Here is a 24,066-nt window from a genome sequence, read left to right as displayed (position 1 = left end):
ATGGCAGCATTTCTTGCACGGCTGGAGAAGTTTGGGCCGCAACTGGCCGGCTTTTCCGCGCTGGCATTGGTGGTGTTGCTGCAACTGGCGGACAGCGCACCGCTGCAGCGTGTGCGCATGCAGATATTCGATGCGTTTCAGGTGCTGGCTCCCAATCAGGATAGCGCACCCCAGGGCGTGGCCGTTGTCGACATAGACGAGGAGGCGATTGCGCAGCTGGGCCAGTGGCCGTGGCCGCGCACCGAACTGGCGCAGCTTACCCGCCGGTTGGGAGAGGCCGGGGCGGCGGTGGTCGCCTATGACATCGTGTTCTCGGAAGCTGACCGGACATCGCCCGCCAACATCGCCGCGCGCTATGAACAATTGGGCCGCGGCACGGCATTGAGCGAGGCTCTGGCCGGCCTGCCCAGCAATGATGCGCTGTTCGCCGAGAGTTTCTCCACCGTGCCGGTGGTGACCGGTTTCTTCCTGGAAGCAGCGCAGCGTGGCCGCGATATCGAGCCTGTGGCCAGCTTCACCCTACACGGATCGCTGCCAACGGCGCATGTCAGAAGCTATGCCGGATCCTTGCAGCCGCTGCCGGTGCTGGAGCAGGCGGCGGCGGGCAATGGCTCGCTCAGCCTGGATAACGATGCCGACGGGATCGTGCGGCGCGTGCCATTGGTGGCCATCCATCGCGGAGTGCTGGTTCCGTCGCTGTCATTGGAAGCGGTGCGCGTGGCGCGCGATGCCGGATCGCCCAATCTGGTGGCCAGCGATGGTAGCGGGGAGAACGCCTCTGCCCCCGGCGCGGCAGTGTCCGTGCGGCTGGATGGCATAGAGATACCGGTGAATGACGCAGGCGAGATGTGGGTGCATTATCCCGAACCGGGCCAGCGCAAGATGATCCCCGCCGGACCGATCATCAGCGGCGCCCTGAGCGATCAGGATCTGGCGCGGGAGGTGGCGGGCAAGATCGTCTTCGTCGGCGGCAGCGCGGTGGGCCTGCAGGACCTCGTCTCCACTCCGCTGAGCGAGCGGATTGCGGGTGTGACCGTCCACGCCGCAGCGGCGGAGCAGATCCTGTCCGGCCATTTTCTGGAGCGGCCAGACTGGGCCATCGGCCTTGAACGCGTGCTGGTGGTGCTGCTGGGCGCAGGGCTGGCGCTGCTGCTGCCCCGGCTGGGCGCGGCGCTGGGGGCATTGGCGGCAATGGCGGGAATGGCGGCGGTGGCGGCGGGCAGCTGGTTTGCCTTCACCAGCGCGAATTACCTGCTCGATCCCACCTATCCGGTGCTGGCGCTGGTGGTAATCTATGGCGTGCAGACGGTGATGGTGTTCTACCGCGAGGAGCGCCAGCGCAGCTATATCCACGCGGCCTTCGACCGTTTCCTCTCGCCCGAAATGGTCCGCCAGATCGCCGCCGATCCCAGCAAGCTGGAACTGGGCGGGGAGGAGCGCGACATGAGCGTGCTGATGTGTGACATCCGCGGCTTCTCCAGCATTTCAGAGCGCTATTCCCCGCGTCAGGTGATCGATTTCCTGATCGATTTCCTCACCCCGATGAGCGACATATTGCTCGCCCACCGGGCCACGCTGGACAAGTATATCGGCGATGCCATCCTCGCTTTCTGGAACGCCCCGCTCGACGATCCGGACCATCACCGCAACGCCGCACGCGCTGCCCTGGCGATGATCGCCGCCACCAATGAGCTGAACCGCACCATGCCGGGCCGCGAAGGGGCTGTCTGGCCGGGAGAGGTGAAGATCGGCATCGGCCTCAATTCAGGCCTGTGCTGCGTGGGCAATATGGGATCGCGCCAGAGGCTGTCCTATTCGCTGATCGGTGACACGGTGAACGTCGCCGCGCGGCTGGAGGGGCTGACCAAGCAATATGGCGTACCGATCATCGCCGGCAACGCGCTGGTGCAGAAGCTGGACGGCTTCGCTGTGTTCGAGATCGACAATGTGCGCGTGGTCGGCCGCGCCGCGCCCGCCAAGCTGTTCGCCCTGCTGGGTGACGCGGATCTGCTGGCGGACGAGCGCTTTATCCGGCTGGCACGGGCGCATGCGGCCATGCTGGCAGCATACCGCGCGCAGCAATGGGACGCGGCGGAGACGGCGCTGGCAGGCGGTCTGGCCGATTATCAGGCCTTGTGCGTTCCCGGCCTGCACAGCCTGTTTGCCCGGCGCATCGCTGCGCTGCGCGCTGCCCCGCCGGGAGAAGGCTGGGACGGCGTTTTCCAGGCGACGGAGAAATAGCCTCCGCCTATTCGTTGCTCACTACCCGCCGTCCTGCGTCAATCGATCTGGTTGTTCGATCCGCCCGTGTCACTGGTGCTGTTCGGGCTGGTTCCGGCAGTGTTTGGAGGGTAATCGGGATAATCATTGGCGCCGGGCTGGCCGGCTGTATCCGGGGTCTGCCCGCTGCCCTGCGTGGGGGGACGGTCATCATCACCACCGCCGGTTGTCGCCACCAGTACACCAACCGCAATGGCACCAACGGCAACCGGCAGCAGCGTATCCAGCAATCCGCCGCCATCGGCAGCGCGCGCGACCGACGGGGAAATCTCGTCCTGCACCTTGGCCAGACCTGCATCCGATATCCGGAATGGCCCGATAGGCGGCGCACCGTTGCGCGGGATATATGCGGCCAGCCCCGGCTGATCCAGCACCACGGTCACGCCTGCGGCCTCCACCTCCACCAGTCCGACGGTCAGCTCGCCAGCCGTCTGCGCACCAGGTCCGCGCAGGACCACCAGAGTGGCTTCATCGTCATTGCTGCGCACGTTGCCGACGAATTGCTCATCCTCGGCGATGTTCTCGGCATCCTTGCCCACAAGCACGTCCAGCGCGGTGCCGCGAATACCGATGCGGCCGGACGGGGTCTGGATATCGGCGGTGTTTTCCCCCTCCTGCCTGCCGGAAAAATACCGCAGCGCGCCCTTGATGAAGGTGACGAACATCGATCGCCCTTCTTCAGGGTCATAGACGAAGCGATCGATCCGCATGCTGGATCGCGCACCAATGCCGAAGGTGGAGCGGTCGAGCAGCAATATCTGCAATTGCGAGCGTCTGCCGGTGTCGATCTGATCGCCCCAGGCGAGGCGCTGGCGGCGCTGTATCTCCTGCGGGTTCCTGATCTGGTCATTGCTCAGCCGCACCTCGCCCACCACAGTGGCGGCATTGCCCACTTCCACCCGCTGCGCGGCTGCCGGCGCGGCCAGAAGCGTGGAGGAGAGCATGCTGCCACAGGCCAGCAGGGTGAGAAAACGGTTGGGTCTTGCCATGATCAGGCTCCCCCGCCGCGCTGGCACTGGGCGCGCGCATCAGACAGCACCTGCGCGCCGAATTTCTTTTCCTTCAGCTTGCCGATTTCCACCAGCCCGCCCTGCCGGTCATCTATCTGGCACAGGTAAAGCGCATGCATCAGCAGCGCGTTCTGCGAAGTGGGGAAGACGGCGAGAACGCGCTCCAGCGTGGCCAGCGCATCGAGCAACTGGCCGCGCGTGGCCTGATCGCGGGCAGCGGCGATGCCGGTCGCCTCATCGGCGGTCAGGTCGGAAAGGGCATCAAGCTCCTCCAGCGTTTCCGCGCGCGCAGGGACGGACCCCAGCGAAATCACCGCGATGGCACTGGTGCCAAGAACAACGCCGGCCAGAAACCCTTGAACGCGAGACCGCATCATCGAGAATACTCCCTTGCCTGTGCGCACTATGCCATAGGCGCGGGGCAAGTGGCAAACGATGGTGGGACCCGGCTGACCTGTGGATCAGCGCCCGTGCAGGACAGGCACAGTCGCCCCGGCAGCCTGCGTGGCGGCAGATTTCGCGCCATGCCCATGCCTTCCGGCCAGTGCGCGGCCAATCAGGATCACCGCAGGCCCGCCCGCCAGCGCCGTGCGCGCGGCCAGCGGAAGCAGGTCCAGCCGGGTGAAGAAATGGCTCTCCCCGTCCAGGCTGGCATTTTCCACCAGAGCGACGGGAGTATCCGGAGCCAGCCCCGCCGCGATCAGTCCGGCGGATACCTGCGGCGCGGCGGCCTTGCCCATATAGATGGCCAAGGTCGCTTCGGGATCGGCCAGCGCCGCCCAGTCGAGCGATACCACCTGGCCCTTGACCGTATGCGCGGTGACAAAGGTCAGCCGCCGCGCCAGACCGCGCAGCGTGAGCGACAGGCCGAGGCCAGCAGCCGCCGCGCTGGCGGCGGTAACACCGGGGCAGATGTGCACCGCTATGCCAGCAGCGTGGCAGGCTTCGAGTTCTTCGCTCGCGCGTCCGAATATGGAGGGATCGCCGCCTTTCAGCCGCACCACGCGTTCACCGGCGAGGGCCGCCTCCACAATCAGCGCATCGATGGTCTTCTGGTCCTTCGAATGGCGGCCAGAGCGCTTGCCCACCGATACCAGCCGCACGTGCGGGGGAACCAGCGCCAGCACGCCTGCCCCCACCAGCGCATCATGGAAGATCACGCTGGCAGAACAGATCAGCTTTTCCGCCTTGCGCGTCAGGAGGTCCGGATCGCCCGGCCCTGCACCGACCAGCCACACTTCGCCGCTTGCAATCATGGTGCTTTCCTTCCCGATCATTTGACGGCCTGCGCGGTGAGAGCGCGCGCATCCTCGATCATCCGGGCAATGATCGGGCGGCAACTGCCGCAATTGGTGCCAGCACGGGTGCAGGCACCAACGCCCTTGATCGTATCTGCCCCGCCTTCGATGGCTGCGCCGATCTCCTGATCGCGCACATCGTGGCACACGCAGACCAGTTTCCCGCGATCCGGCGCGGGGGTGGACGGGCGCGCGGCGAGCAGTTCCACCATTTCTGCGCCCGGCGAGGAGAACTGCTGCGCGATCCAGTCACGGTCCGGCAAAGCGCCCGAACGGGTCAGGAAAAACGCAGCTTCAAGGTCCCCATCAGCGCCGTGGACGATAATCCGCTGCATCCCGCGCGCCCGGTCGGCCACTTCGCTGCGGTCGCCTTGCGGCAACAGATTATCGAGCGCGACGGCCCCGTCCCCGGCGATTTCGGTCAGCCAGCCGCCATCGACCGCGGACTGTGCCCAATAGAGCGTGCCTGCCAGCATATCGGCGGTCAGCGGCAATCGGGACAGCAGGAAAGCGCGCCAGTCCGGTTCCACCGGCGCCATGGTGGCAGCCACGTTCTTGAAGCCGGGCTGGCCGGAAATGGGATCGAACAGCGGATGGACCAGCCCGCCCGTGCCGCTGTGCGCGCCGGTTTGCCGTGACCAGTGCATGGGCACGTAAATGTCCCCCCGGCGCTGTCCGTCGGAAAGGCACACGCGGTACACCGCCTCACCAAACGGAGTGCTGACCTTGGCCAGCCCGCCATCGCCAAGACCATGATCGCCAGCATCGGCAGGGTGTACTTCCAGCAATGGCTCCCGCCTGTGCGATGCCAGCCTGGGGCTGAGCCCGGTGCGGGTCATCGTGTGCCACTGGTCACGATATCGCCCGGTATTGAGCTGCAAGGGATAGGCCTGGGAGGTGGCCAGCGCTGCGGGCGTTTGCACAGCCACAAGCTGCGCCCTGCCGCTTTCATGCGGGAATCCACCAGCAAGCGGCTGCCGCCCGCCCCACTGGAACGGCTCCATCTCCTGATACTGCGCGGACGTGCAATCCGCCCAGCCTGTCAGGTCCAGGACCTTTCCGTGATCGCGGGCGAGCGCTGTCATCGCCGCATATTCGGCGAAGATCTGCGATGGCTCGCTGAAATCGAAGGCAGCGCCGTGACCCAGCCGCGCGGCAAGATCGCACACGATCTGCCAGTCTGCGCGCGCTTCTCCCGGCGCAGGCAGAAGTGCGCGCTGGCGCGAAATGCGTCGTTCGGAATTGGTGACGGTGCCGTCCTTTTCCCCCCAGCCGAGCGCTGGCAGGCGAATATCGGCCATGCGCGCGGTGTCGCTGCCTGCAATGATGTCTGACACCACCAGCGTGGGACAGCGGCGCAGCGCCTCGCGCACGAATGCGGCATCGGGCATGGAGACGGCGGGATTGGTGGCCATCACCCACAGGAACTTGATCTGGCCGGAATGAACCGCGCGAAACAGGTCGACAGCCTTCAGGCCGGGCTTGCCGCAGATGTTGGGCGCATTCCAGAATGTCGCCACATCGGCGCGCTCTTCAGCAGAGAAGCCGAGATGGCATGCCAGCGTGCTGGACAGCCCGCCAACTTCGCGCCCGCCCATGGCATTGGGCTGGCCGGTGATGCTGAACGGCCCTGCGCCCGGCGCATTGATCCGTCCGGTGGCGAGGTGGAGGTTGATGATGGCATTGCCCTTGTCCGTCCCGCTGACAGACTGGTTTGCGCCCTGGCTGAACATCGTCAGCATGCGCGGATGGGCGCAGGCCATCTCCACCAGCTGCGCAAAATCGACTGCATCGATGCCGTGCTGCGCGGCGTCGATCCCGTTCCAGAACCCGTCCGGCACGTCGCAGCTGGATTGCAGGAACTCTCCGTCCACCAGCCCGCGGTCATGCAGCGCGGCCAGAAGGGCGTTGAACAGCGCCACATCGCCGTCTGGCGGCACCGCGATATGCAGGTCGGCACCCTCAGCGGTTTCGGTGCGGCGGGGATCGATCACCACCAGCTTCGTGCCGCGCTCCTCACGCGCCTTTTCGATGCGCTGCCAGATGATCGGGTGGCACCATGCGGTGTTGGACCCGACCAGCACGATCAGGTCCGCATGGTCGATATCGTCATAGGAGCACGGGACCACGTCCTCCCCGAATGCGCGGATATGCGCGGCGACCGCGCTGGCCATGCACAGGCGAGAATTGGTATCGATATTGCCGGTGCCGACGAAGCCCTTGGCCAGCTTGTTGACGACGTAATAATCCTCGGTCAGCAACTGGCCCGAGACATAGAAACCAACCGCATCGGGGCCGTGTTCGGCAATCGTCTGGCGCAGCCGCAGCGCGGCTTCGTCCAGCGCATCGTCCCAGCTCGCCCGCTGCTGCCCGATCATCGGATGCAGCAGGCGGCCTTCAAGCCCGACGGTTTCGCCCAGGTGCGTGCCCTTGGAGCACAGGCGGCCGAAATTGGCCGGGTGATCCACGTCGCCCTTGATCGCTACGCTGCGCGGTCCGGTGACCGCGGCCTTGATGCCGCAGCCAACACCGCAATAGGCGCAGGTTGTGCGGATCGCCGCCATGCGGTCAGGCGGCCCTGGCTGGCGTGGTTGCGCTTTTCGCCGCTGCATGTGCAGGAGCAATAACCGCCTCACGCAGCAGGAAGATCCGACCGCCATCCAGCTTGAGCGGGATGGTGGGCGTGCATCCCTTGTCCTCTCCCTGCGCCTCGCCCGTGCGCAATGAAATGCGCCAGTTGTGCAAGGGGCAGGACACCGTGTCGCCGTGGACGATGCCCTGGCTCAGCGGTCCGGCCTTGTGCGGACATTTGTTGACCAGCGCATAGAACTCACCGCGCATCGTGTGGAAAACGGCGATCTCCTCACCCCCTTCCACCGGCAAGGTGCGCGCGGTCCCTGCCTCGATCTGCGTGGTCGGGCCGATATCCAGCCAGGTGCCAACAGCAGCCATCATGCGTTCTCCATCGAAAGCGGGCGCACCTGTGCCAGGTGGCTGTGCAAATCCTTGCGATCGCCCGCGGCGCGCTGCGCCCAGGGATCATCCTGCGAAAACTGTTGCGAAAAGCGGAAGCGCGCGGCCAGCCTGCCGATGGTTTCGGGATCATCGAACAGCTGCGCCTTGATCCAGTCCAGCCCCTTGCGTTCCAGCCACGGGGCGGTGCGTTCCAGATAATGCGCATCTTCGCGGTACAGCTGGATGAAGGCGGCGCAGTGCTCCATCGCCTGCGCTTCTGTCTCCACCTTGCACAGGAAGTCCGTGGCGCGGACCTTGATCCCGCCATTGCCGCCGATGTGCAGTTCATAGCCGCTGTCCACGCAGACGATGCCGAAGTCCTTGATCGTCGCTTCTGCACAATTGCGCGGGCATCCGCTGACAGCGATCTTGAACTTGTGCGGCATCCAGCTGCCCCAGGTCATGTGCTCTATCTTCACGCCCAGCCCGGTGGAATCCTGCGTGCCGAAGCGGCACCATTCGCTGCCGACGCAGGTTTTCACCGTGCGCAGCGCCTTGCCGTATGCATGGCCAGAGACCATCCCGGCAGCGTTCAGATCGGCCCACACGGCGGGCAGATCCTCCTTCTTGATGCCGAAGATATCCAGCCGCTGGCCGCCGGTCACCTTGACCATGGGCGCATCATACTTCTCCACCACATCGGCGATGGCGCGCAGTTCGCGCGGATTGGTCAGCCCGCCCCACATGCGCGGGACAACCGAGTATGTGCCGTCCTTCTGGATATTGGCGTGCATGCGTTCGTTGACGAAACGGCTCTTCTGATCGTCAACATATTGGCCCGGCCATGCGCACAGCAGATAGTAATTGAGCGCGGGACGGCAGGAGGAACAGCCATCGGGCGTGGTCCAGTGCAATTCCTGCATCACTTCGGGAATCTCGCGCAGGCCCTTTTCCACGATCAGGCGGCGAACATCGTCATGGGTGAAGCTGGTGCATTTGCACATGGTGGAGGGGCCGGTTTCCACCTCACCCCCCAGAGTCAGCGACAGCAGGCTTTCCACCAGCCCGGTGCAGGACCCGCAGCTGGCCGAAGCCTTGCAGGTGGACCTGACCGCATCGAGGCTGTGCGCGCCCTTGGTGATGCACTGGACGACCTTGCCCTTTGAAACGCCGTTGCACCCGCAGATTTCTGCGTCGTCCGAAAGGGCAGCAACGGCGGCATTAGGGTCCGCAAGGGCACCCCCGCTGGCGAAGGCCTGACCGAAGATCAGCCCCTCACGAATGTCCGAGACATCCTCCTCCTTTCGCAGGAGGTCGAAATACCAGTTTCCATCGGCGGTATCGCCATAGAGGACCGCGCCGATGATCCTGTCATCCTTCAGCACCAGCCGCTTGTAAACGCCGCGCGCGGCATCGCGCATGACGATGTCCTCGCACTCGTCCCCGCCGGAGAAATCGCCAGCGGAAAACAGGTCGATTCCGGAAACCTTAAGCTTGGTTGAGGTGACTGATCCCTCATAGCCGCTGGGCGCATCGGTCAGATGATCGGCCAGTGCCCGGCACATGTCCCACAGCGGCGCGACCAGACCATAGCACAGGCCGCGATGCTGCACGCATTCGCCCACCGCCAGAATGTCCGGGTCCGACGTGACCATGTGGTCATCCACCATGATGCCACGCTCGCAATCGAGCCCGGCCTGCCGCGCCAGCGTGGTGGATGGCTTGATCCCGGCGGCCATCACCACAATGTCCGCCTTGACCCTGGTGCCGTCCTCCAGCTCGATCCCCGCCACCCGTCCTTCCACGGCGTGGATCACCCCGGTGTTGGCGCCGGTCAGGATGGTCTGGCCCCGGCTTTCCAGTTCCTGTCGCAGCAACCAGCCCGCCGCTTCATCCAGCTGGCGTTCCATCAGCGTGGGCATCAGGTGAACGACAGTGACCTTCATGCCGCGGAGTGAGAGGCCATGCGCAGCCTCCAGTCCCAGCAGGCCACCGCCGATCACCACCGCATCACCGCCGGTTTCGGCGGCAGCGAGCATCTTGTCGACATCGTCCAGATCGCGGAAAGTCACGACACCGGGCAGGTCATTGCCGGGAATGGGAATGATGAACGGATCGGAACCGGTCGCGATCAGCAGCTTGTCATACGGCTCCACCCGCCCCGATGCGCTGACAATCGTGCGGGTTTTCCGGTCGATGCCGGCAACCGGATCGCCGCCCACCAGCGTGATGCCATTGTCATCGTACCAGTCCTGCCCGTTGATGACGATCTCATCGAAGGTCTTCTCTCCGGCGAGGACGGGAGAGAGCATGATGCGGTTGTAATTGACCCGCGGCTCGGCCCCGAAAATGGTCACGGCATAGCGACCGGGATCGCGTTCGAGGATTTCCTCCACCGCCCGGCACCCGGCCATGCCGTTGCCGATCACGACCAGCCGCTCTTTCACTTTGGGAGGCCCTGCAAAGCCGCTTTGCGCATTCATGTCCTGTCTCCTGACCCGGTTTTCCCGGGCCGAAAGCGCACGCAAAAAAGCCGCCTTGTCTCACCCCCTTCAGGGTTCAACAGGCGGCTCCACTGCCACGCATCTAGATTGGCGGGTTTCGACTCCAGGCAGTCCGACACTGGACCACGCGATTCCCGTACTTCGCTTTGCTACACTATCGAGGTGGGAAGCGACAAGCAAATATATTGCACCGCAACAATCGGCCTGTCGCTTCCCCGGCACGAACCATCAAAAACCGAATTCGGCCTGCAGCCACAGCTTCTGCGTATCGACGGAAAAGCCGCTGGAATTGTAATTGGCATATTTCAGCAACATGCCCACGCCCGCCAGGCGGAAGCCGAGCGAGGCATCCCATTCGCTGCCATAACTGACGCTGCCGAAATCGCTTTCGAACTTGTGATAGGCGACCGCTGCGTTGACATTGCCGATGCCCGGCAGGGCGAACTGGCGCGCGATGCTGGCATTATAGTCGCGCACGCCCGCCGCCGGGGTGGTCAGGAAGATATCCGCCCAGCCCTGAAAGGCATGCAGCGTGGCCAAGGGCGTCTGGAAGGCTGCCACGCCGCCGTCGCTGCCCAGCTCCTCATAATTGGCTGACAGGTTGAAACCGGCAACGCCCACACCGGCGGTCACGCTGATGAAATCGGCGGTATAGTTGGCCGGGTTCAGATCAGCATCGCTCTGCGTGGCATAGGTGGCTGACAGGGTCACATTGGTGCTGCCCAGCGGAATGGCAGTGCTGGCGGTCAGGCCGAACGTCTCGCTGGAGAAGGCCGCGCGCGTGTCAAATTCCAGGATATAGGCAAAGGCGGTAACATCCACCGCCTCAAGATCGAGACCGGCATTGAGCAGGAACATGTCACCGTCGAAATGCTCGTTGGGGCTATCCACGCCAAAAATCGTGCGGTTGGACGTGGCATAGACGCCATCGAAGTTGACCACGCCAAGCTTGGCCTGCGCGCGGACGGCATCGAAGGTCTGTTCATTCTGCCGCCAGCCGACATTGCCGACAAAACGGGCATTGCCCATGATGATCCGCTGACGGCCCAGCGTGATGCCGCTGCCGTCCTTCATATAGGAGATCTGCGCCCGGTTGAGTTCCAGATTGTCAGGATCGGCAACCACGGAGAACGGCTCCACCCCGTTACCGGGCAGTGTATCGTTGAAATCATCGACCAGCGCAGTGGTGCCTTCGCCTTCCACCAGCATCTGGATGCCCCACGCACTGAAGGTGGCACCAACGCGGGCGCGCACGGTCAGCGCATCGGCATTGCCCAGCGCATTGTCCTGATCGACCGTTTCATAGCGGACGCGCGCATTGGCGGTGATGTCCATCACCAGATCATCGCCCAGCGGGATCGGATCGCCCACGCCGGCCATTGCGGGCGTGGAGATGGAAAGAACCGAAATGGCAGCGAGCAGACAAGATTTCTTCAGCATTGGAGCACCTCCCTGAGCGGACCGACATGGTCCACCATCCAGAATTGGAATGAGAGGCGAGCGCCATTGCCCGCCTTGTGCCGGCTCGGGCCGGCGATGTGGTTCAGTTCGCGGGGTGTGGCGCCCTTGCCATCCCCGGCCTCTCCCGAGGGACTATCAGGCTACCTTTGCGGTTGGCCCGTGATCATATTCGGCAAGGAAGTGCAGCACTTCCTGCCGGTACTTGTAGAATTTGGGATGTTCGAGCAGTTCGCGGCGATGGCGCGGGCGCGGCAGATCAACCTCCAGCACCTTGCCGATGGTGGCGCGCGGCCCATTGGTCATCATCACCACCCGGTCCGCCAGCAGGATCGCCTCATCCACATCATGGGTGACCATGATCGCGGTCACCTTGGTGCGGTTCCATGTTTCCACCAGCACGTCCTGCAAGTCCCAGCGGGTCAGGCTGTCGAGCATGCCGAACGGTTCATCCAGCAACAGCAGGCGCGGCGAGAGGGCGAAGGCGCGGGCAATGCCGACGCGCTGGCGCATGCCGTTGGACATTTCCGCCGCCATCTTGTCCTTCGCATCGCCCAGACCGACACGGTCGAGGTAATAGTCGACGATATCGCGGCGTTCCGACCGGGAGGCATGCGGATAGACCCGCTCCACCCCCAGCGCGACATTCTGGCGCGCGGTGAGCCATGGCATCAGGCTGGGCGACTGGAACACCACCGCCTTGTCCGGCCCGGCGGCGGTAATCTCGCGATTTTCGAGCACGATGCCACCGCCTGAAATCTCGTTCAGGCCGGCAGCCATCGTCAGCACGGTGGACTTGCCGCAACCCGAATGGCCGATGAGCGAGATGAATTCCCCCTTGTTCATCAGCAGGTTGAAGTCCTCCACTACCTTGAGCGGGCCCTTCGGCGTGGGATAGACCTTGTCCAGCTTGAAGAATTCCAGAAAACGCGTGGTCACCGGGCTTTGCGCCGCATCGCGGTACGCTTGCGGCGGCGGGGCCAGGTCCAGCGGTGTGACGTTGGGCAGGTCCACCGCGCTTTCGCCCACCGTGCCGGACTCATCATTGAGCGATCCGAGATAGGAGACGATTTCCTTGCGCAGCCGCTGATAGCCGGGATCGTCGTTCACCGCCTCACGGTCACGCGGACGGGCAACGTCCACCTCCCAGATTCCGCCAATCCGTGCCGCGGGTGAAGGGGTCAACACCGCGACACGGTCGGCCAGAAGGAGCGCTTCGTCCACGTCATTGGTGACGAGAAGAATGGTGCGACCCTCCTCCTTGCGGATCCGTTCGATCTCATCCTGCAATTTGGCGCGGGTCAGCGCATCGAGCGCGGACAGCGGCTCATCCAGCAGCAGGATTTCCGGCTCCATCGCCAGCGCACGCGCCACCGCAACACGCTGGCGCATGCCGCCGGAAAGCTGCGCCGGCTTGCGGTCCATCGCATGGCCAAGCCCGACCAGTTCGACCTTCTGCTTCACCAGCGCGGCGCGCTCTGCCGCAGACTTGTCCTTGTGCACCGCGTCCACCGCCAGCGCGACATTGGCCTGCACCGAAAGCCACGGGAACAGCGAGTAGGACTGGAACACCAGCCCGCGATCCTTGCTCGGCCCGTCAATCGGCTTGCCGCGCAGCAGGATCTCGCCGCCATCGGGTTCAACAAGGCCAGCCACGGAATTGATCAGCGTGGTCTTGCCCGCGCCGGAAAACCCCAGGATGGCCACGAACTCGCCTTCGGCAATATCGAGGTCGATCCCGCCAAGGACATGGCTCGTTTCGCCCGATTGACCGGCGTAGCTTTTGGTGACGCCTTTGAGCGAGAGGATCGGCATGGCGCTGTTGTGGCTGGTCATGGTCATATCGTCCGGTTCCTGGAGACAAGCGCTTCCAGCCACATCATGATCCGGTCCAGACCGAAGCCGATGAAGCCGATGACAACGACGGCGAACATGATCCGCGCAAGCGACTGGCTGGAGCCGTTCTGGAATTCATCCCACACGAATTTGCCCAGGCCCGGGTTCTGCGCCAGCATCTCTGCTGCGATCAGCACCATCCAGCCGACGCCCAGCGACAGGCGCATGCCGGTAAAGATGTACGGCAGCGATGCGGGCAGCACGAGGCGGGTCAGCTTGGCAAACCAGCCCAGCTTGAGCACGCGGCCAACGTTGAGCAGGTCCTTGTCTATGCTGCTGGTGCCCACCGCCGTATTGATCAGCGTTGGCCACAGCGAACACAGCATCACCACCAGAGCCGAGATGATGAAGGCCTTGGCCAGGATCGGATCGGCGCTGGTGACCAGTGCCGAGATGACCATGGTCACGATCGGCAGCCATGCCAGCGGGCTGACCGGCTTCATGATCTGCACCAGCGGATTGATGGCCGAATTGACCAGCGGCGAAAGTCCGCAAATCAGGCCGATGGGCACAGCCACCAGCGTTGCCAGCACAAATCCCAGCGCCACCGTGGCGAGCGAGGTGATGATCTGGTCCACGAAGGTGGGCGGGCCTGAATATTCGAAATCGGTCACCCGCCCCGGCTCTCCCGCAGCGATATAGGCAGCGTTGCGCGCTTCCTGATCGGCGTAGAACGCGGACTCCAGTTCCTTCGCTGCGCTCCATTCATCGAACAGGGACACGCCCTGCTCGGCCACTTCCACCGGCCCCGGCAAGGCGCCCAGCGAAGTGTCCACCTGCGGGGCGAGCACGGCCCACATGGCCAGGAACAGCACGATGCCGATGAAGGGGGCCAGCAGCTGTCCGGCGATTTGTCGGCCCTTCCCGCCCAACAATGGAGCCGTGGATGGGGCCGTGGATTGGGATGTGGATTTTGCCTCCGGTGCCACATCATCGGCAGCCCGGTTCTGACTGGGTGCAGGAGCCGGGTCACCGGTCTGGCGCATTTCATCGAAAGCGGTAGCCATTGCTGAATTTCCTTTGTTCATGATCCCGATCAGGTTCCTGAAACGCCCGATGCCGTCACGCGCTGCCCCTGCTGCAAGCCGATCTTGAAGCTGGACAGATACTGGTTGGGAGTGCGGCCATTATAGGTGAGGCCATCGATGAAGCCGGTTTGCGGACCGCGGAAGCCATCGGTTTCCGGCACGTCATCCGCCTCGATCTCGCCGCGTTCGACAAGCTGGTTGGCGGCTGCAAGGTACAGGTCCGGGCGATAGACGGCGCGGGCCGTGTTGAAATACCAGTCATCGCTCTTGTCTTCGGCGATCTGGCCCCAGCGGCGCATCTGGGTAAGGTACCAGACGGCATCCGAATAGTAGGGATAGCCGGCATATTTATCGAAGAAGATGTTGAAGCCTTCTGCCGGGCGGGTGTCCCCCTGTTCGAAGGTGAACACGCCGGTCATGCTGGCAGCGATAACCTCTGCATCGGCGCCCACGTAGTTGGAGCGTGAGAGGATCTCCACCGCTTCGGCGCGGTTGGCGCCATTGTCTTCATCGAGCCATTCCTGAGCGCGGATGATGGCGCGCAGCATGGCGGCAGTGGTGGCCGGATATTTCTCTGCAAAATCCTTGCGCAGGCCAAAGACCTTCTCGGGATTGTCGTTCCAGATCTCGTCATCGGTGATCACCGGCACGCCGATGTTCATGAACACCGCCTGCTGGTTCCACGGCTCACCCACGCAATAGCCCTCGATCGTGCCTGCCTCCATCGTGGCGGGCATCTGCGGCGGCGGGGTAACGGACAGCTGGACATCGGCGCCAACCGTTCCGGCCACGTCGCCATCGGTGTAGAAACCGGGGTTCAGGCCGCCGGCAGCCAGCCAGTAGCGCAATTCGTAATTATGCGTGCTGACCGGGAAGACCATGCCCATGTTGAAGGTCTTGCCCTCGGCTTCGAACGCATCGACCACCGGGCGCAGGTAGGATGCCGAGATCGGATGGATCGGGCGGCCGTTTTCCTCGGGCAGATCGTCACGGATCATCTGCCACACGCGGTTGGACAGGGTGATGGCATTGCCGTTCAGATCCATGCTCAACGGGGCGATCAGATCGGCCTGCGTGCCATAGCCGATGGTGGCGGCAATCGGCTGACCGGCCAGCATGTGCGCCCCGTCCAGCTGTCCGCCGATCACACCATCCAGCAGCACTTTCCAGTTCGCCTGCGGCACCAGGCTGACGTTCAGCCCCTCATCGGCGAAAAAGCCCTTTTCCTGCGCGATGGCCAGCGGCGCCATGTCGGTCAGCTTGATGAAGCCGAGCGTCAGATTGGGTTTTTCGATGGCACCATCCAGGTTGGCGGCGGCCACGGTCTCACCCGCTTCGTCGCTTGAACCACAGCCAGCAAGAGCCAGGCTGGCCACGCCGGCCATGGCTGCCATTGTCAGGCGTTTGGTAAATCCCCGTCGCGAAATGCTCATCCTTGCCACCTTCTCAAATCAGCGCAGAACGCAAAAAAACCGCCTCGACTTGGCCCCGGAATGGGAACCAGTTCGGGCGGCTACGTTGCCACGCAATGTTGAAACCGATCGAAGGTCCTTTTGGTCACCCATCGGCGGGTGCGGACGCTTCGTTCGCCAGCAGAGATATGCGATTCGGACCGATTTCGTAAAGCGATTTTTTGCACTGCAGCAAAAAAATCTGTTCATGGAAGGGCGTCAAGATAGCTCTCGACAGCTTCGGGATCGAAGGTGCGACCATCGAAGAAACTGTTTGCCGACAGGGTTATAGAACCCTGCTGAGTACCCACTTGTGTCAACTGGGTGACACTGCCCTCAACCTTTGAATTGGCGGCGGGCAAATCGTCTCCCGTATCGCTCAGGGCAGAGCGATAGATGTCGGGACGGAACACCTGACGGGCCTTTTCGGCATCGGAAGAATCGAAGCTGAGCTGATCCCAGCGGACCATCTGCGAGTACAGCCAGGCGGCCTGGCTGACCCACGGGAAATTGGCCGCTTCGCTATGCTGGAACATGAAATCGGGAAAGTGCACCGGGTTCGCCCCGTGGGTGAGGACAAGGCGATCCGAAATGGCCCGCGCGATCAGCTTTTCATCCGCATCGAGATAGCTCTGGCGCGCCAGAATCCGGGCGTTCAGGGCGAAATTCTCAGGGTCGACAAAGTGCTTTCCGGCGCGGCGCATGGCGCGGATCAGGCCTTCGGTCTGCGGCCGCAATTCATCCAGCCGGGCCTCTCTCATGGCCAGCACCTTTTCCACCCCGCGCCGCCAGATCTGCGCCGTGGCCAGCACGATCGTGCCCACGTCGCGCTCCACGCACAGGCTGTTCCACGGCTCTCCCACACAGGCTCCGTCGATCTCTCCACTGGCCAGCGCATCGGCCACGAACGGCGGCGCCACGGTGAGGATTTCGACGTCCTCATCGGGCCGGATTCCCGACGCCGCCAGCCAGTAGCGCAATTTGTGATTGTGGCTGGAATAGCGGTGCACCACGCCAAAGCGCAGCTTGCGGCCCGCCGCCTTGCGCTCGGCCGCTTCAACTTTCAACTTCGCACCCAATGTCACCGGATTGGCGTAAGCCCCTGGCGTAGCGATCTTTTCTGCCAGCACCTTGGCCAGAGTCACGCCATTGCCATTGAGGCCGAGCACGAACGGCGCCACCAGTTTCTGGGCTGGCCGCCCAAGGCCCAGCGTTGTCGCAATCGCCAGCGGGGCGAGCATGTGCGCGGCATCGGTGTGCCCATACAGCAGCCTGTCGAGAACGGTTGCCCAGCTGACATCCTTGACGAAACTGAGCTTCACGCCCTCGTCCTCGGCAAAGCCGTGCTCATGCGCCAGAATGGGCAGGCAGGCATCCACAAGCGGGAGAAATCCGATGGTCAGTTCGCCTGAAGCCATGCTCAATTATCTCCCATCAGTTCAGCGGCAGTCACGACCGCTTCTGCAATATCGACGATCTTCTTGCTGGACGACATCGCCTTGCGTCGCAGCTCGCCATAGGCTTCCGGCTCGGTCACGCGCCTGGAATCCATCAGGATGCGCTTGGCCTTGTCGATCAGTTCACGCTCGGCCAGTTTTCCCTTGGCCTCCACCAGGTCCGATTGCAGGCGCGCAAAGGCATTGAAACGCCGCACAGCGAGGTCGAGCAGGGGCCGAATGCGATTGCTGGAAAGGCCATCCACCACATAGGCAGACACGCCCGCATCGATGGAGGCGGCGATGGCCGCATCGTCGCTTTCATCCACAAACATGGCGATTGGCCGGGCCAGTGCCCGGCTGACGGCGAAGTATTCCTCCAGCACGTCACGCGAGGGATTGCCCAGGTCGATCAGCACGATATCGGGCCCGATCAGTTCGATCTGGGCCAGCAGACCTTCGCGTTTGGTGAGGATGAAAACCTCGCGATTGTCGAGTTCGACCAGGCCTTCCTCGATGATCGAGGCGCGCGCCGGGCTTTCATCAACGATGGCGATTTTCATGCCAATATATTGCACCGCAACATTAGTGTGCACAAGCAGCAAAAGCGACAAAAGTCAGAAAAGCGACATCACGTGGTCCACACGCTGCCATTCGTGCGGCTGTGGAGATGGCTTTCCAGCGTGGAACTGGCGAGGTTGCCAAGGCCGTTGAGCGATGCGGCAATGCGGGCATCGATGGTAGCTGCGGCAACACCGTCCTGAATGGCACCGCCCAAAGCGGCCGAATAGTCGATCAGGAAGTCATTGTCCGCGACCACGACGGTACCGCCATTGTTGGTGGTGGTCACGTTGTCGCCATTGACCTTCACACCGTCGTTATCATCAACATTGATGCTGCCGGTATCGGTAACAGTGAGCGAATCATCGACGAGCACCACGACCGGCGATGTGACTTCATTGTCGACCGCCTGCGTTGCCGTCTGCGTTGCCGCCTGCGCCGCAAGGCTGAAACCGCCGATTGCGCCAGTCACAAGGCATGTTCCGATGGCAAGCTTGCTTTACCCAGAAAACCGGTGGTTGGCAGCGCCATCACGGCGGTCTGGGAGCATTGCCCGGGGCCCTGCGTGATGGAAAATTTCAGCATTACCTATCAAAGTTGGGCCGCATGCCGGGGCCTTGCAGGTTGCACTTGTCTGTCAGGTATCGGCTGCGCGGTCAGAAGCTCCAGCGCAGCCAGGCGCTGGCGGAAAAGCTGCTTGCGCCATTGGCAAGATAGGCGCCCCCTTCGCCGCCCACGGAGATAGTATCGCTCAGGTCGAAACTTGCCGTTCCGTCGAGGAGCAGGCCCTTGTCGCCGCCGCGTGCCGGCAGGATGGAAAAGTCCCGCGGTGATCCGGCAAGCCGCAGGCTGGCGAGCATGTTGTCACTATCCTGCCCGGCATAGCGGGCATCCAGCAGCAGGCGCGTGCCATCGGCGTTGAAGGAAATGAACCCGCCAGCCGCATAGCGCATCCGCCGATCGGAAAAGCCGCCGCTCGATAGCGACAATGCGCCCGCTCCACTTTCGCTGAAACTACCGATCCGGGCCGATGCATGGTCAAGGCCCAGCGATGGCCCGATGGCCCAGCCATCCATGTCCACACCGTAACGCAGATCGATCGAAGCGGCGGTAAAGCTGCTGTCCACCTGCGCGCTGGCGGTGCGGTTGAGCGCCCCCACGGTGATGGCGCGCTGGCTGTTGCCATCGAGCTGCGCATAGGAGGCGGCCGCGCTCAGGCTGACGCCCGCGCCCAGATCGCCATAGCGGGCAAATCCGCCGACGAACCAGCCGTCCAGCTGTGCGCGCGAACGGCGATCGTCATTGGTCACATCGGCCTGATTCCAGCCGCCGCTGATGCCGATGGCCCAGCTGTCCGACGGTCCGTGATAGTCGATCCCCAGCTCAAGCGCCTCACCATTGCGGGTGAAGCGGGCGCCATTGCCATCACCGGCCACTCTTGTGCGGCCGATCTGCCCCGATGCCCACGCATCCCAGCCTTGCGCGCCCGGCTCCAGCCCGCGCCGCAGCATGGCCGCGCCGCGCTCCAGCGCCGCCTGCTGGCCCGATGCCACGATATCGGCATAGATCTCGCCGGAAGCGGAATCGAAGGCCGCCCGGGCACTTGCCGCGTCCAGAGGCAGGATGGCGTTATAGACCGCCAGACTGTCCGATCCGCTGGTCTGGCCGAGCTCCATCAGCCCCAGCGACGCCTGCCGCTGGTTGAAGGTCAGCGCCACATCGGGGAAAGTCAGCACCTGTTCCAGCGTCAGGAATGCCGTGGACGAGGTGTAGCCAAGGGTGAAATCGAGGAAGGCGGAATTCTCGCTCAGGCCTGCGAACGTGCCGCTCAGCCCTTCCCCGCCCTCGGCAATCACGAAGGTCGAGCCATCGGTATAGGCCTGTTCCGGATCGAGCAGGTTTATCACCACGGTCCCGCCTTCGATGATCACATCGTCATCGGCGTAAACCCGGTCACTCGCTCCGCTGGCGGCCAGATCGACCTGATACGTCGATCCCGCGCGGAAGATGGCGTTGCCCAGCACGTTGAAAGTGGCCGTTCCCGTTCCCGGTGCGATCTCCCCTGCCAGATTCAGATTGCCGACGGTGCCGTTGCCGGTGAGCGTGGTGCTGGCGGATGTGACCAGCCCTGCTCCCAGCAGGGTGGAGCCGATCTGCCCGGTCAGATTGATGCCACCTGCGGTCAGCCGCATCTGCCCCAGATAGGCGGACGAATTGCCGGAAATGGTCAGCACACCCTCGCCCTCCTTCAAAACGGCGCCCCGTCCTGAAAGCGTGCCGGCAAAGCTGCCCGCGGCCTGCTGGTTGAACAGCAGCGTGCCCGCCTGCTCCACTTCAATGGCACCGCCCAGCGTGGCAGATGTGCCCTGCAGCGTGCCCGAACTGACCAGTGTGCCGCCGGAATAGCTGTCGGCACCGGCCAGGATCAGCGTTCCCAGATCGGTCTTGATCAGCCTGCCCGCCCCGGTGACCGGCACGTCCAGCGTAGCGACGAAAGCCGCGCCATCGCTGGTCCCGTCGCCCACACGAATGGTGACATTGCCTGTCAGCCCCAGCGCATCGCCGGTGACGGTATAGCCATTGATCGCGAACTGCGCGCCATTGGCCAGAGTGACCGGTCCCGCATCGTCCGAGATGGTGATTATGCCCGATGCGGAGGAAGGCTGCACCGCCTGCGTTGTGATCGAGGGGGCGGACGCCTCCACGGGAGCGGTCGGCGCAGTGAAGATCAGGAAATCCGCCGGTTCAAAGGCTCCGTTGGCGCTGCCATTGGCAATGGTCCAGTTGGTGGCGCTGGCATTCCATGTGCCGCTGCCGCCATCGATCCGCCCGTTGGCCGCAGTATTCGCGCCATCCCAGAAGATGAAATCGAGCGCCGGTGAGGGTGTTGGGGTGGGAGTGGGAGTCGGCGTGGGCGTAGGCGTTGGAGTGGGCGTCGGGGTTGGTGTTGGTGTCGGAGTGGGTGTTGGTGTCGGAGTGGGCGCATCCACGATCAGGTTGACCTGCCCCGTGGTGGCCAGGCTCAGGGTCAGCCCGTCAGCAACAAAGGCTGCGGGGACGCTGCCGATCTCCAGCCCGTTGTCGGTCAGCGTGCCGCCATAGTCGATCAGCCGGTACAGCCCGCCGCCAAAGCCGCCTGCATCGATCACATTGAGAGTGCCGTCGAGCGTGAGATTCCCGCCAACGCTGATGAGGTCACTGCCGGTGCCCGGTGCAAGGTCCGGCGCGCCCAGTTCAAATTGCAGCAGGGATGCCGATGACAGCGACAAGGCCCCGCCAATCGTCAGCGTACCGGGAGAATTGCCCGCCGCCAGCGTGCCATCGGCAATGCTCACCGCGCCGCCGATGGTGCCCGATCCGCCCAGCGTTGCGCCATTGCTGACCGAAGTCTGCATGGCGTTTCCGCCCAGCGTACCGTTCACCCGCACGCGGCCGCCGGTGATGTCGAGCACGCCGCCATAGCCGCCGCCCGCGCCGGAAAAGATCGTATCGCCGGCCAGATGCTCGATCCGCGGTGGACCGCTGCTGCCAGCGCTGCCGGTAATGACAGAGGATATGTCGTAGTTCTGCTGAGTATGGTTGAGCACCAGAGTATTGGCATTGGTCAGACCGACAGAGCCGACATTGAACAGCCCCGCGGCCCCCGCCGCGCTGGTGCGCGTGCCGCCGATATTGACGGTATTTCCGGCAACTGAACCAAGATTCAGCTGGCGTGCGGTGAAATCGGAATCGAGCAGGGTCAGGTTGGTGCCGGTAAAGCGCAGGCCGATGCTGACAATGCCCTCTGCCGACAGTGTGCTGTTATCAACCAGCAGGTCCGTTGTTTCGATCTGCAGGCCGGAATTTGCACCGCCGGTCATGATCCAGCTGCTGCCACCCGTGATGCTCATGGTGCGCAGGACGCCGCCAAAGCCCAGGCCACTGTCGCTGGCACCGCGCGTAGTCAGGCTGCCCCCGTTGGTGACAAAAATCGTACCCACTGGCTCGCCCACGCTGGCACCGCCGAAGCTGATGTTGCCGGCTGTATCGAAAGTGCTGCCCGCGCCGGAGATCAGCACATCGGTGTTCGGCCGGAAGCTAGGATTGATGGCGGAAAGGCTCTGGAACCTTGCGCCATTGAGGATGGACAGGTTCACATCCCCCGCACCGGCGCCGAAGTCCAGCGCGGTCGCGCCAGAGATGATCTGCCACAGCGAATTCGCGCCGGTTACAGTCAGATTGACCACGCTGTTGTTGCTGTTCGTTGCAGCCAGCACCCGTCCGGTGACCAGCCTGCCGCCATTTTCCACCAGCACATTGGTGTTGAAACCGGTGAAGCGCGAGACAAAGAAATCCCCCGCTGTAAATTGGGAATTGGCGCCTGAAACCGTCAGGGAATTGGTCCGGGTGGCACTTCCCAGGTCGATGGCCTGGAAGCTGGCATTGCCGCCCGCTGACACGGTGACATCGCCGCCGACAACCGGTGCGCCCACCGCGATCAGGCGCGAATTGGCGCCGGTGACGATGAAATCGGTTTCGGCATCGGCGGACCAATTGCCGCCGCCGGTGCCATCAATCAGGCCGCCGCCCTGCACGGTCACGGTGGTGCGGCGATCAGCCTCGCCCGCCAGTTCCAGCCGCCCGGTCAGCGTGCCGCCATCGACCAGGATCGAACCATTGCGCACCGACAGGCCTGCGCCCGTCCCGCCAATGAAATTCAGCGCTCCCCCGCTGCGCACCACCACACTGCGGCTGACCGGACCGCCCAGCGATCCCAGCGCGCTCAGGCCATTGGCATTGACCGTCACCTCGCCGCCGTTTTCGATGATGAATGTGCCGGGGACCACGCCCACGGTGGTGGCGTTGAAATTCAGCACACCGCCGCTGAGCAATTGCGAGCCGACACCAGACACCAGCACAGATGTCCCCTGACCGATCGACCAGTTGTTGATGCTGGCAGTGCTGTCTACCACTGCGCCGCCCAGGATCTGGAAATCCACCAGATTGGTGCCAGCCCCCAGGTTCTGCGCACCGCCAGCGGCGATGATCCATTCCGATCCCGCACCGCTGATCAGCACATCAATGCTGGCCGGCACGCCGTTGGAAGCAAGGCCGAAGCCCACGCTGGTCAGCCGTCCGCCATTTTCCACCAGCAGCGACCCGCCAGTGGCATCTGTACCATGCGCCAGCGCCAGATTGCCGGTGGTGAAAGTGGAATTGACCCCGCTGACCGAGATTGATGCGCCGAATTGCCCTTGAATACTGTCAAAGCTGACGCTGCCCCCATTGCTGACATTGATCGCGCCGCGCGTTTGAATGGCAGTGGGCACGGTCAGCTGCGAGCCGGCCCCGGCCACATTGATCGTGCCGCCCGCCCCCAGCGTCCAGCCCACGCCGCCGGGATAGCTTACTACCCCGCCGTCCAGCACATTGAGCGTGCCCACCGCATCGGCGAAGTTGAGATTGCCGATGGTGATCCCTGCCGCATTGCTGGTGATGTCCCAGCGCGATCCGGCGCCGATCGCGTTGACGGTTCCGGCGCTGCCCTGGCCGGTGCCGATCCGGCCCGAGCTGGACGTCACCACCGCGCCATTGCGGATATCCAGCAGGCCGATGCTGTTTTGCGTAATCGCCACGCCCAGCGTCAGGCCGCCCGGGCCGGAGATGGTCGATCCTGTCCCGGTTACGAAAACTGATCCATTGCCGCCGGTGGCCGCAGTGGTCTGCGATCCGCCAATGGACAGGCTGCCGCCATTGCTCACATCGCCCAGCACCAGATCGCCGCCGGTCCTTATGGTCAGCTGGCCCGTGCCAGCCTCTCCCACAGCCAGATTGCGCGCTTCTTCTGTTGCGGTGTTCTCAATCACCGGAGCGTTGGTTGTGCTGTCGATCACCACGGCGGTTGCGGAATCGGGAATGGTGTTGGTGCTCCAGTTCCCGGCTTCGCCATAGTTGGTGCTCTCACTCCCGTCCCAGCGTGACTGGGCCTGTGCCGTTGCAGTCACGGCGATGCTGGCGACACCGGCCAGCAGCAGGCTGCCAAGGCGGGCCCTGCGGGGAGCATTTGAAGAAGCGTGAAGCATGGGACATCTCCGCTGTCATGCGCCCTTGCCCGGCAATTGGGCGGTGGCGCGTCATCGCGGATGATTGTGCGGGCGCTAGTGGTCCCGCTCAAAGTGGCAAGATGCTGCAAATAGCGGTTTATCGCGG

15 protein-coding genes are annotated in these 24,066 nt (G+C 63.7%); 1 reads left to right on the top strand and 14 read right to left on the bottom strand.

Going from position 1 to position 24,066, the window contains the following annotated elements:
* Nucleotides 1-2,241, top strand: a complete 2,241-nt coding sequence (locus tag ABDZ98_RS06745; RefSeq protein WP_160590035.1) for a CHASE2 domain-containing protein — start codon at nt 1-3, stop codon at nt 2,239-2,241.
* A gap of 38 nt (nt 2,242-2,279) precedes the next feature.
* Here the strand turns inward: ABDZ98_RS06745 and ABDZ98_RS06740 are convergent, their stop codons facing one another.
* The 14 genes from ABDZ98_RS06740 to ABDZ98_RS06675 all read right to left on the bottom strand — a co-directional run bounded on the left by ABDZ98_RS06740 (nt 2,280) and on the right by ABDZ98_RS06675 (nt 23,939).
* Nucleotides 2,280-3,269, bottom strand: a complete 990-nt coding sequence (locus ABDZ98_RS06740; RefSeq protein WP_160590037.1) for a FecR family protein — start codon at nt 3,267-3,269, stop codon at nt 2,280-2,282.
* 2 nt (nt 3,270-3,271) lie between these two features.
* The gene (locus ABDZ98_RS06735) at nt 3,272-3,667 is read right to left on the bottom strand and encodes a hypothetical protein (RefSeq protein ID WP_160590038.1); all 396 of its coding nucleotides are present in this window, start codon (nt 3,665-3,667) and stop codon (nt 3,272-3,274) included.
* Between the two features lie 84 nt (nt 3,668-3,751).
* Nucleotides 3,752-4,546, bottom strand: a complete 795-nt coding sequence (gene cobA / locus ABDZ98_RS06730) for a uroporphyrinogen-III C-methyltransferase (RefSeq protein WP_160590039.1) — start codon at nt 4,544-4,546, stop codon at nt 3,752-3,754.
* A gap of 17 nt (nt 4,547-4,563) precedes the next feature.
* On the bottom strand, nt 4,564-7,152 hold the full coding sequence (locus tag ABDZ98_RS06725; protein WP_160590041.1) for a nitrate reductase: 2,589 nt from the start codon (nt 7,150-7,152) through the stop codon (nt 4,564-4,566).
* 4 nt (nt 7,153-7,156) lie between these two features.
* A complete protein-coding gene (gene nirD / locus ABDZ98_RS06720; protein ID WP_237437379.1) occupies nt 7,157-7,543 on the bottom strand; it encodes a nitrite reductase small subunit NirD in 387 nt (128 codons plus the stop codon).
* On the bottom strand, nt 7,540-10,026 hold the full coding sequence (gene nirB, locus ABDZ98_RS06715) for a nitrite reductase large subunit NirB (protein WP_160590042.1): 2,487 nt from the start codon (nt 10,024-10,026) through the stop codon (nt 7,540-7,542). Before nirB ends, nirD begins: the two co-directional genes overlap by 4 nt.
* Nucleotides 10,027-10,275: 249 nt before the next feature.
* Nucleotides 10,276-11,487, bottom strand: coding sequence for an alginate export family protein (locus ABDZ98_RS06710; RefSeq protein ID WP_160590044.1), 1,212 nt, complete (start codon nt 11,485-11,487; stop codon nt 10,276-10,278).
* Nucleotides 11,488-11,643: 156 nt separating this feature from the next.
* Nucleotides 11,644-13,347: an ABC transporter ATP-binding protein gene (locus tag ABDZ98_RS06705; protein WP_237437380.1), complete on the bottom strand. Its 1,704-nt coding sequence runs from the start codon at nt 13,345-13,347 to the stop codon at nt 11,644-11,646.
* Nucleotides 13,344-14,408, bottom strand: a complete 1,065-nt coding sequence (locus tag ABDZ98_RS06700) for an ABC transporter permease (protein WP_237437381.1) — start codon at nt 14,406-14,408, stop codon at nt 13,344-13,346. Before ABDZ98_RS06700 ends, ABDZ98_RS06705 begins: the two co-directional genes overlap by 4 nt.
* Nucleotides 14,409-14,437: 29 nt before the next feature.
* Nucleotides 14,438-15,862 (bottom strand): CmpA/NrtA family ABC transporter substrate-binding protein, encoded by a 1,425-nt coding sequence (locus ABDZ98_RS06695; protein WP_202385935.1) that lies wholly within the window; start codon nt 15,860-15,862, stop codon nt 14,438-14,440.
* A gap of 224 nt (nt 15,863-16,086) precedes the next feature.
* Entirely contained in the window at nt 16,087-17,298 is a 1,212-nt protein-coding gene (locus ABDZ98_RS06690) for a CmpA/NrtA family ABC transporter substrate-binding protein (RefSeq protein ID WP_160590045.1), read from the bottom strand.
* A 2-nt stretch (nt 17,299-17,300) separates the two neighbouring features.
* A complete protein-coding gene (locus ABDZ98_RS06685; RefSeq protein WP_160590047.1) occupies nt 17,301-17,879 on the bottom strand; it encodes an ANTAR domain-containing response regulator in 579 nt (192 codons plus the stop codon).
* A gap of 68 nt (nt 17,880-17,947) precedes the next feature.
* Nucleotides 17,948-18,349, bottom strand: coding sequence for a hypothetical protein (locus ABDZ98_RS06680; protein WP_160590048.1), 402 nt, complete (start codon nt 18,347-18,349; stop codon nt 17,948-17,950).
* Nucleotides 18,350-18,533: 184 nt separating this feature from the next.
* The gene (locus ABDZ98_RS06675; RefSeq protein WP_160590050.1) at nt 18,534-23,939 is read right to left on the bottom strand and encodes an autotransporter-associated beta strand repeat-containing protein; all 5,406 of its coding nucleotides are present in this window, start codon (nt 23,937-23,939) and stop codon (nt 18,534-18,536) included.
* Between the last annotated feature and the right edge of the window lie 127 nt (nt 23,940-24,066).

It is taken from the genome of Alteraurantiacibacter aestuarii, from assembly GCF_039523595.1.
Classification (GTDB): Bacteria; Pseudomonadota; Alphaproteobacteria; order Sphingomonadales; family Sphingomonadaceae; genus Alteraurantiacibacter; species Alteraurantiacibacter aestuarii.
The sequence above is the reverse complement of the archived record's forward strand: the minus strand, read 5'-3'. Positions and strand labels throughout refer to the sequence as shown.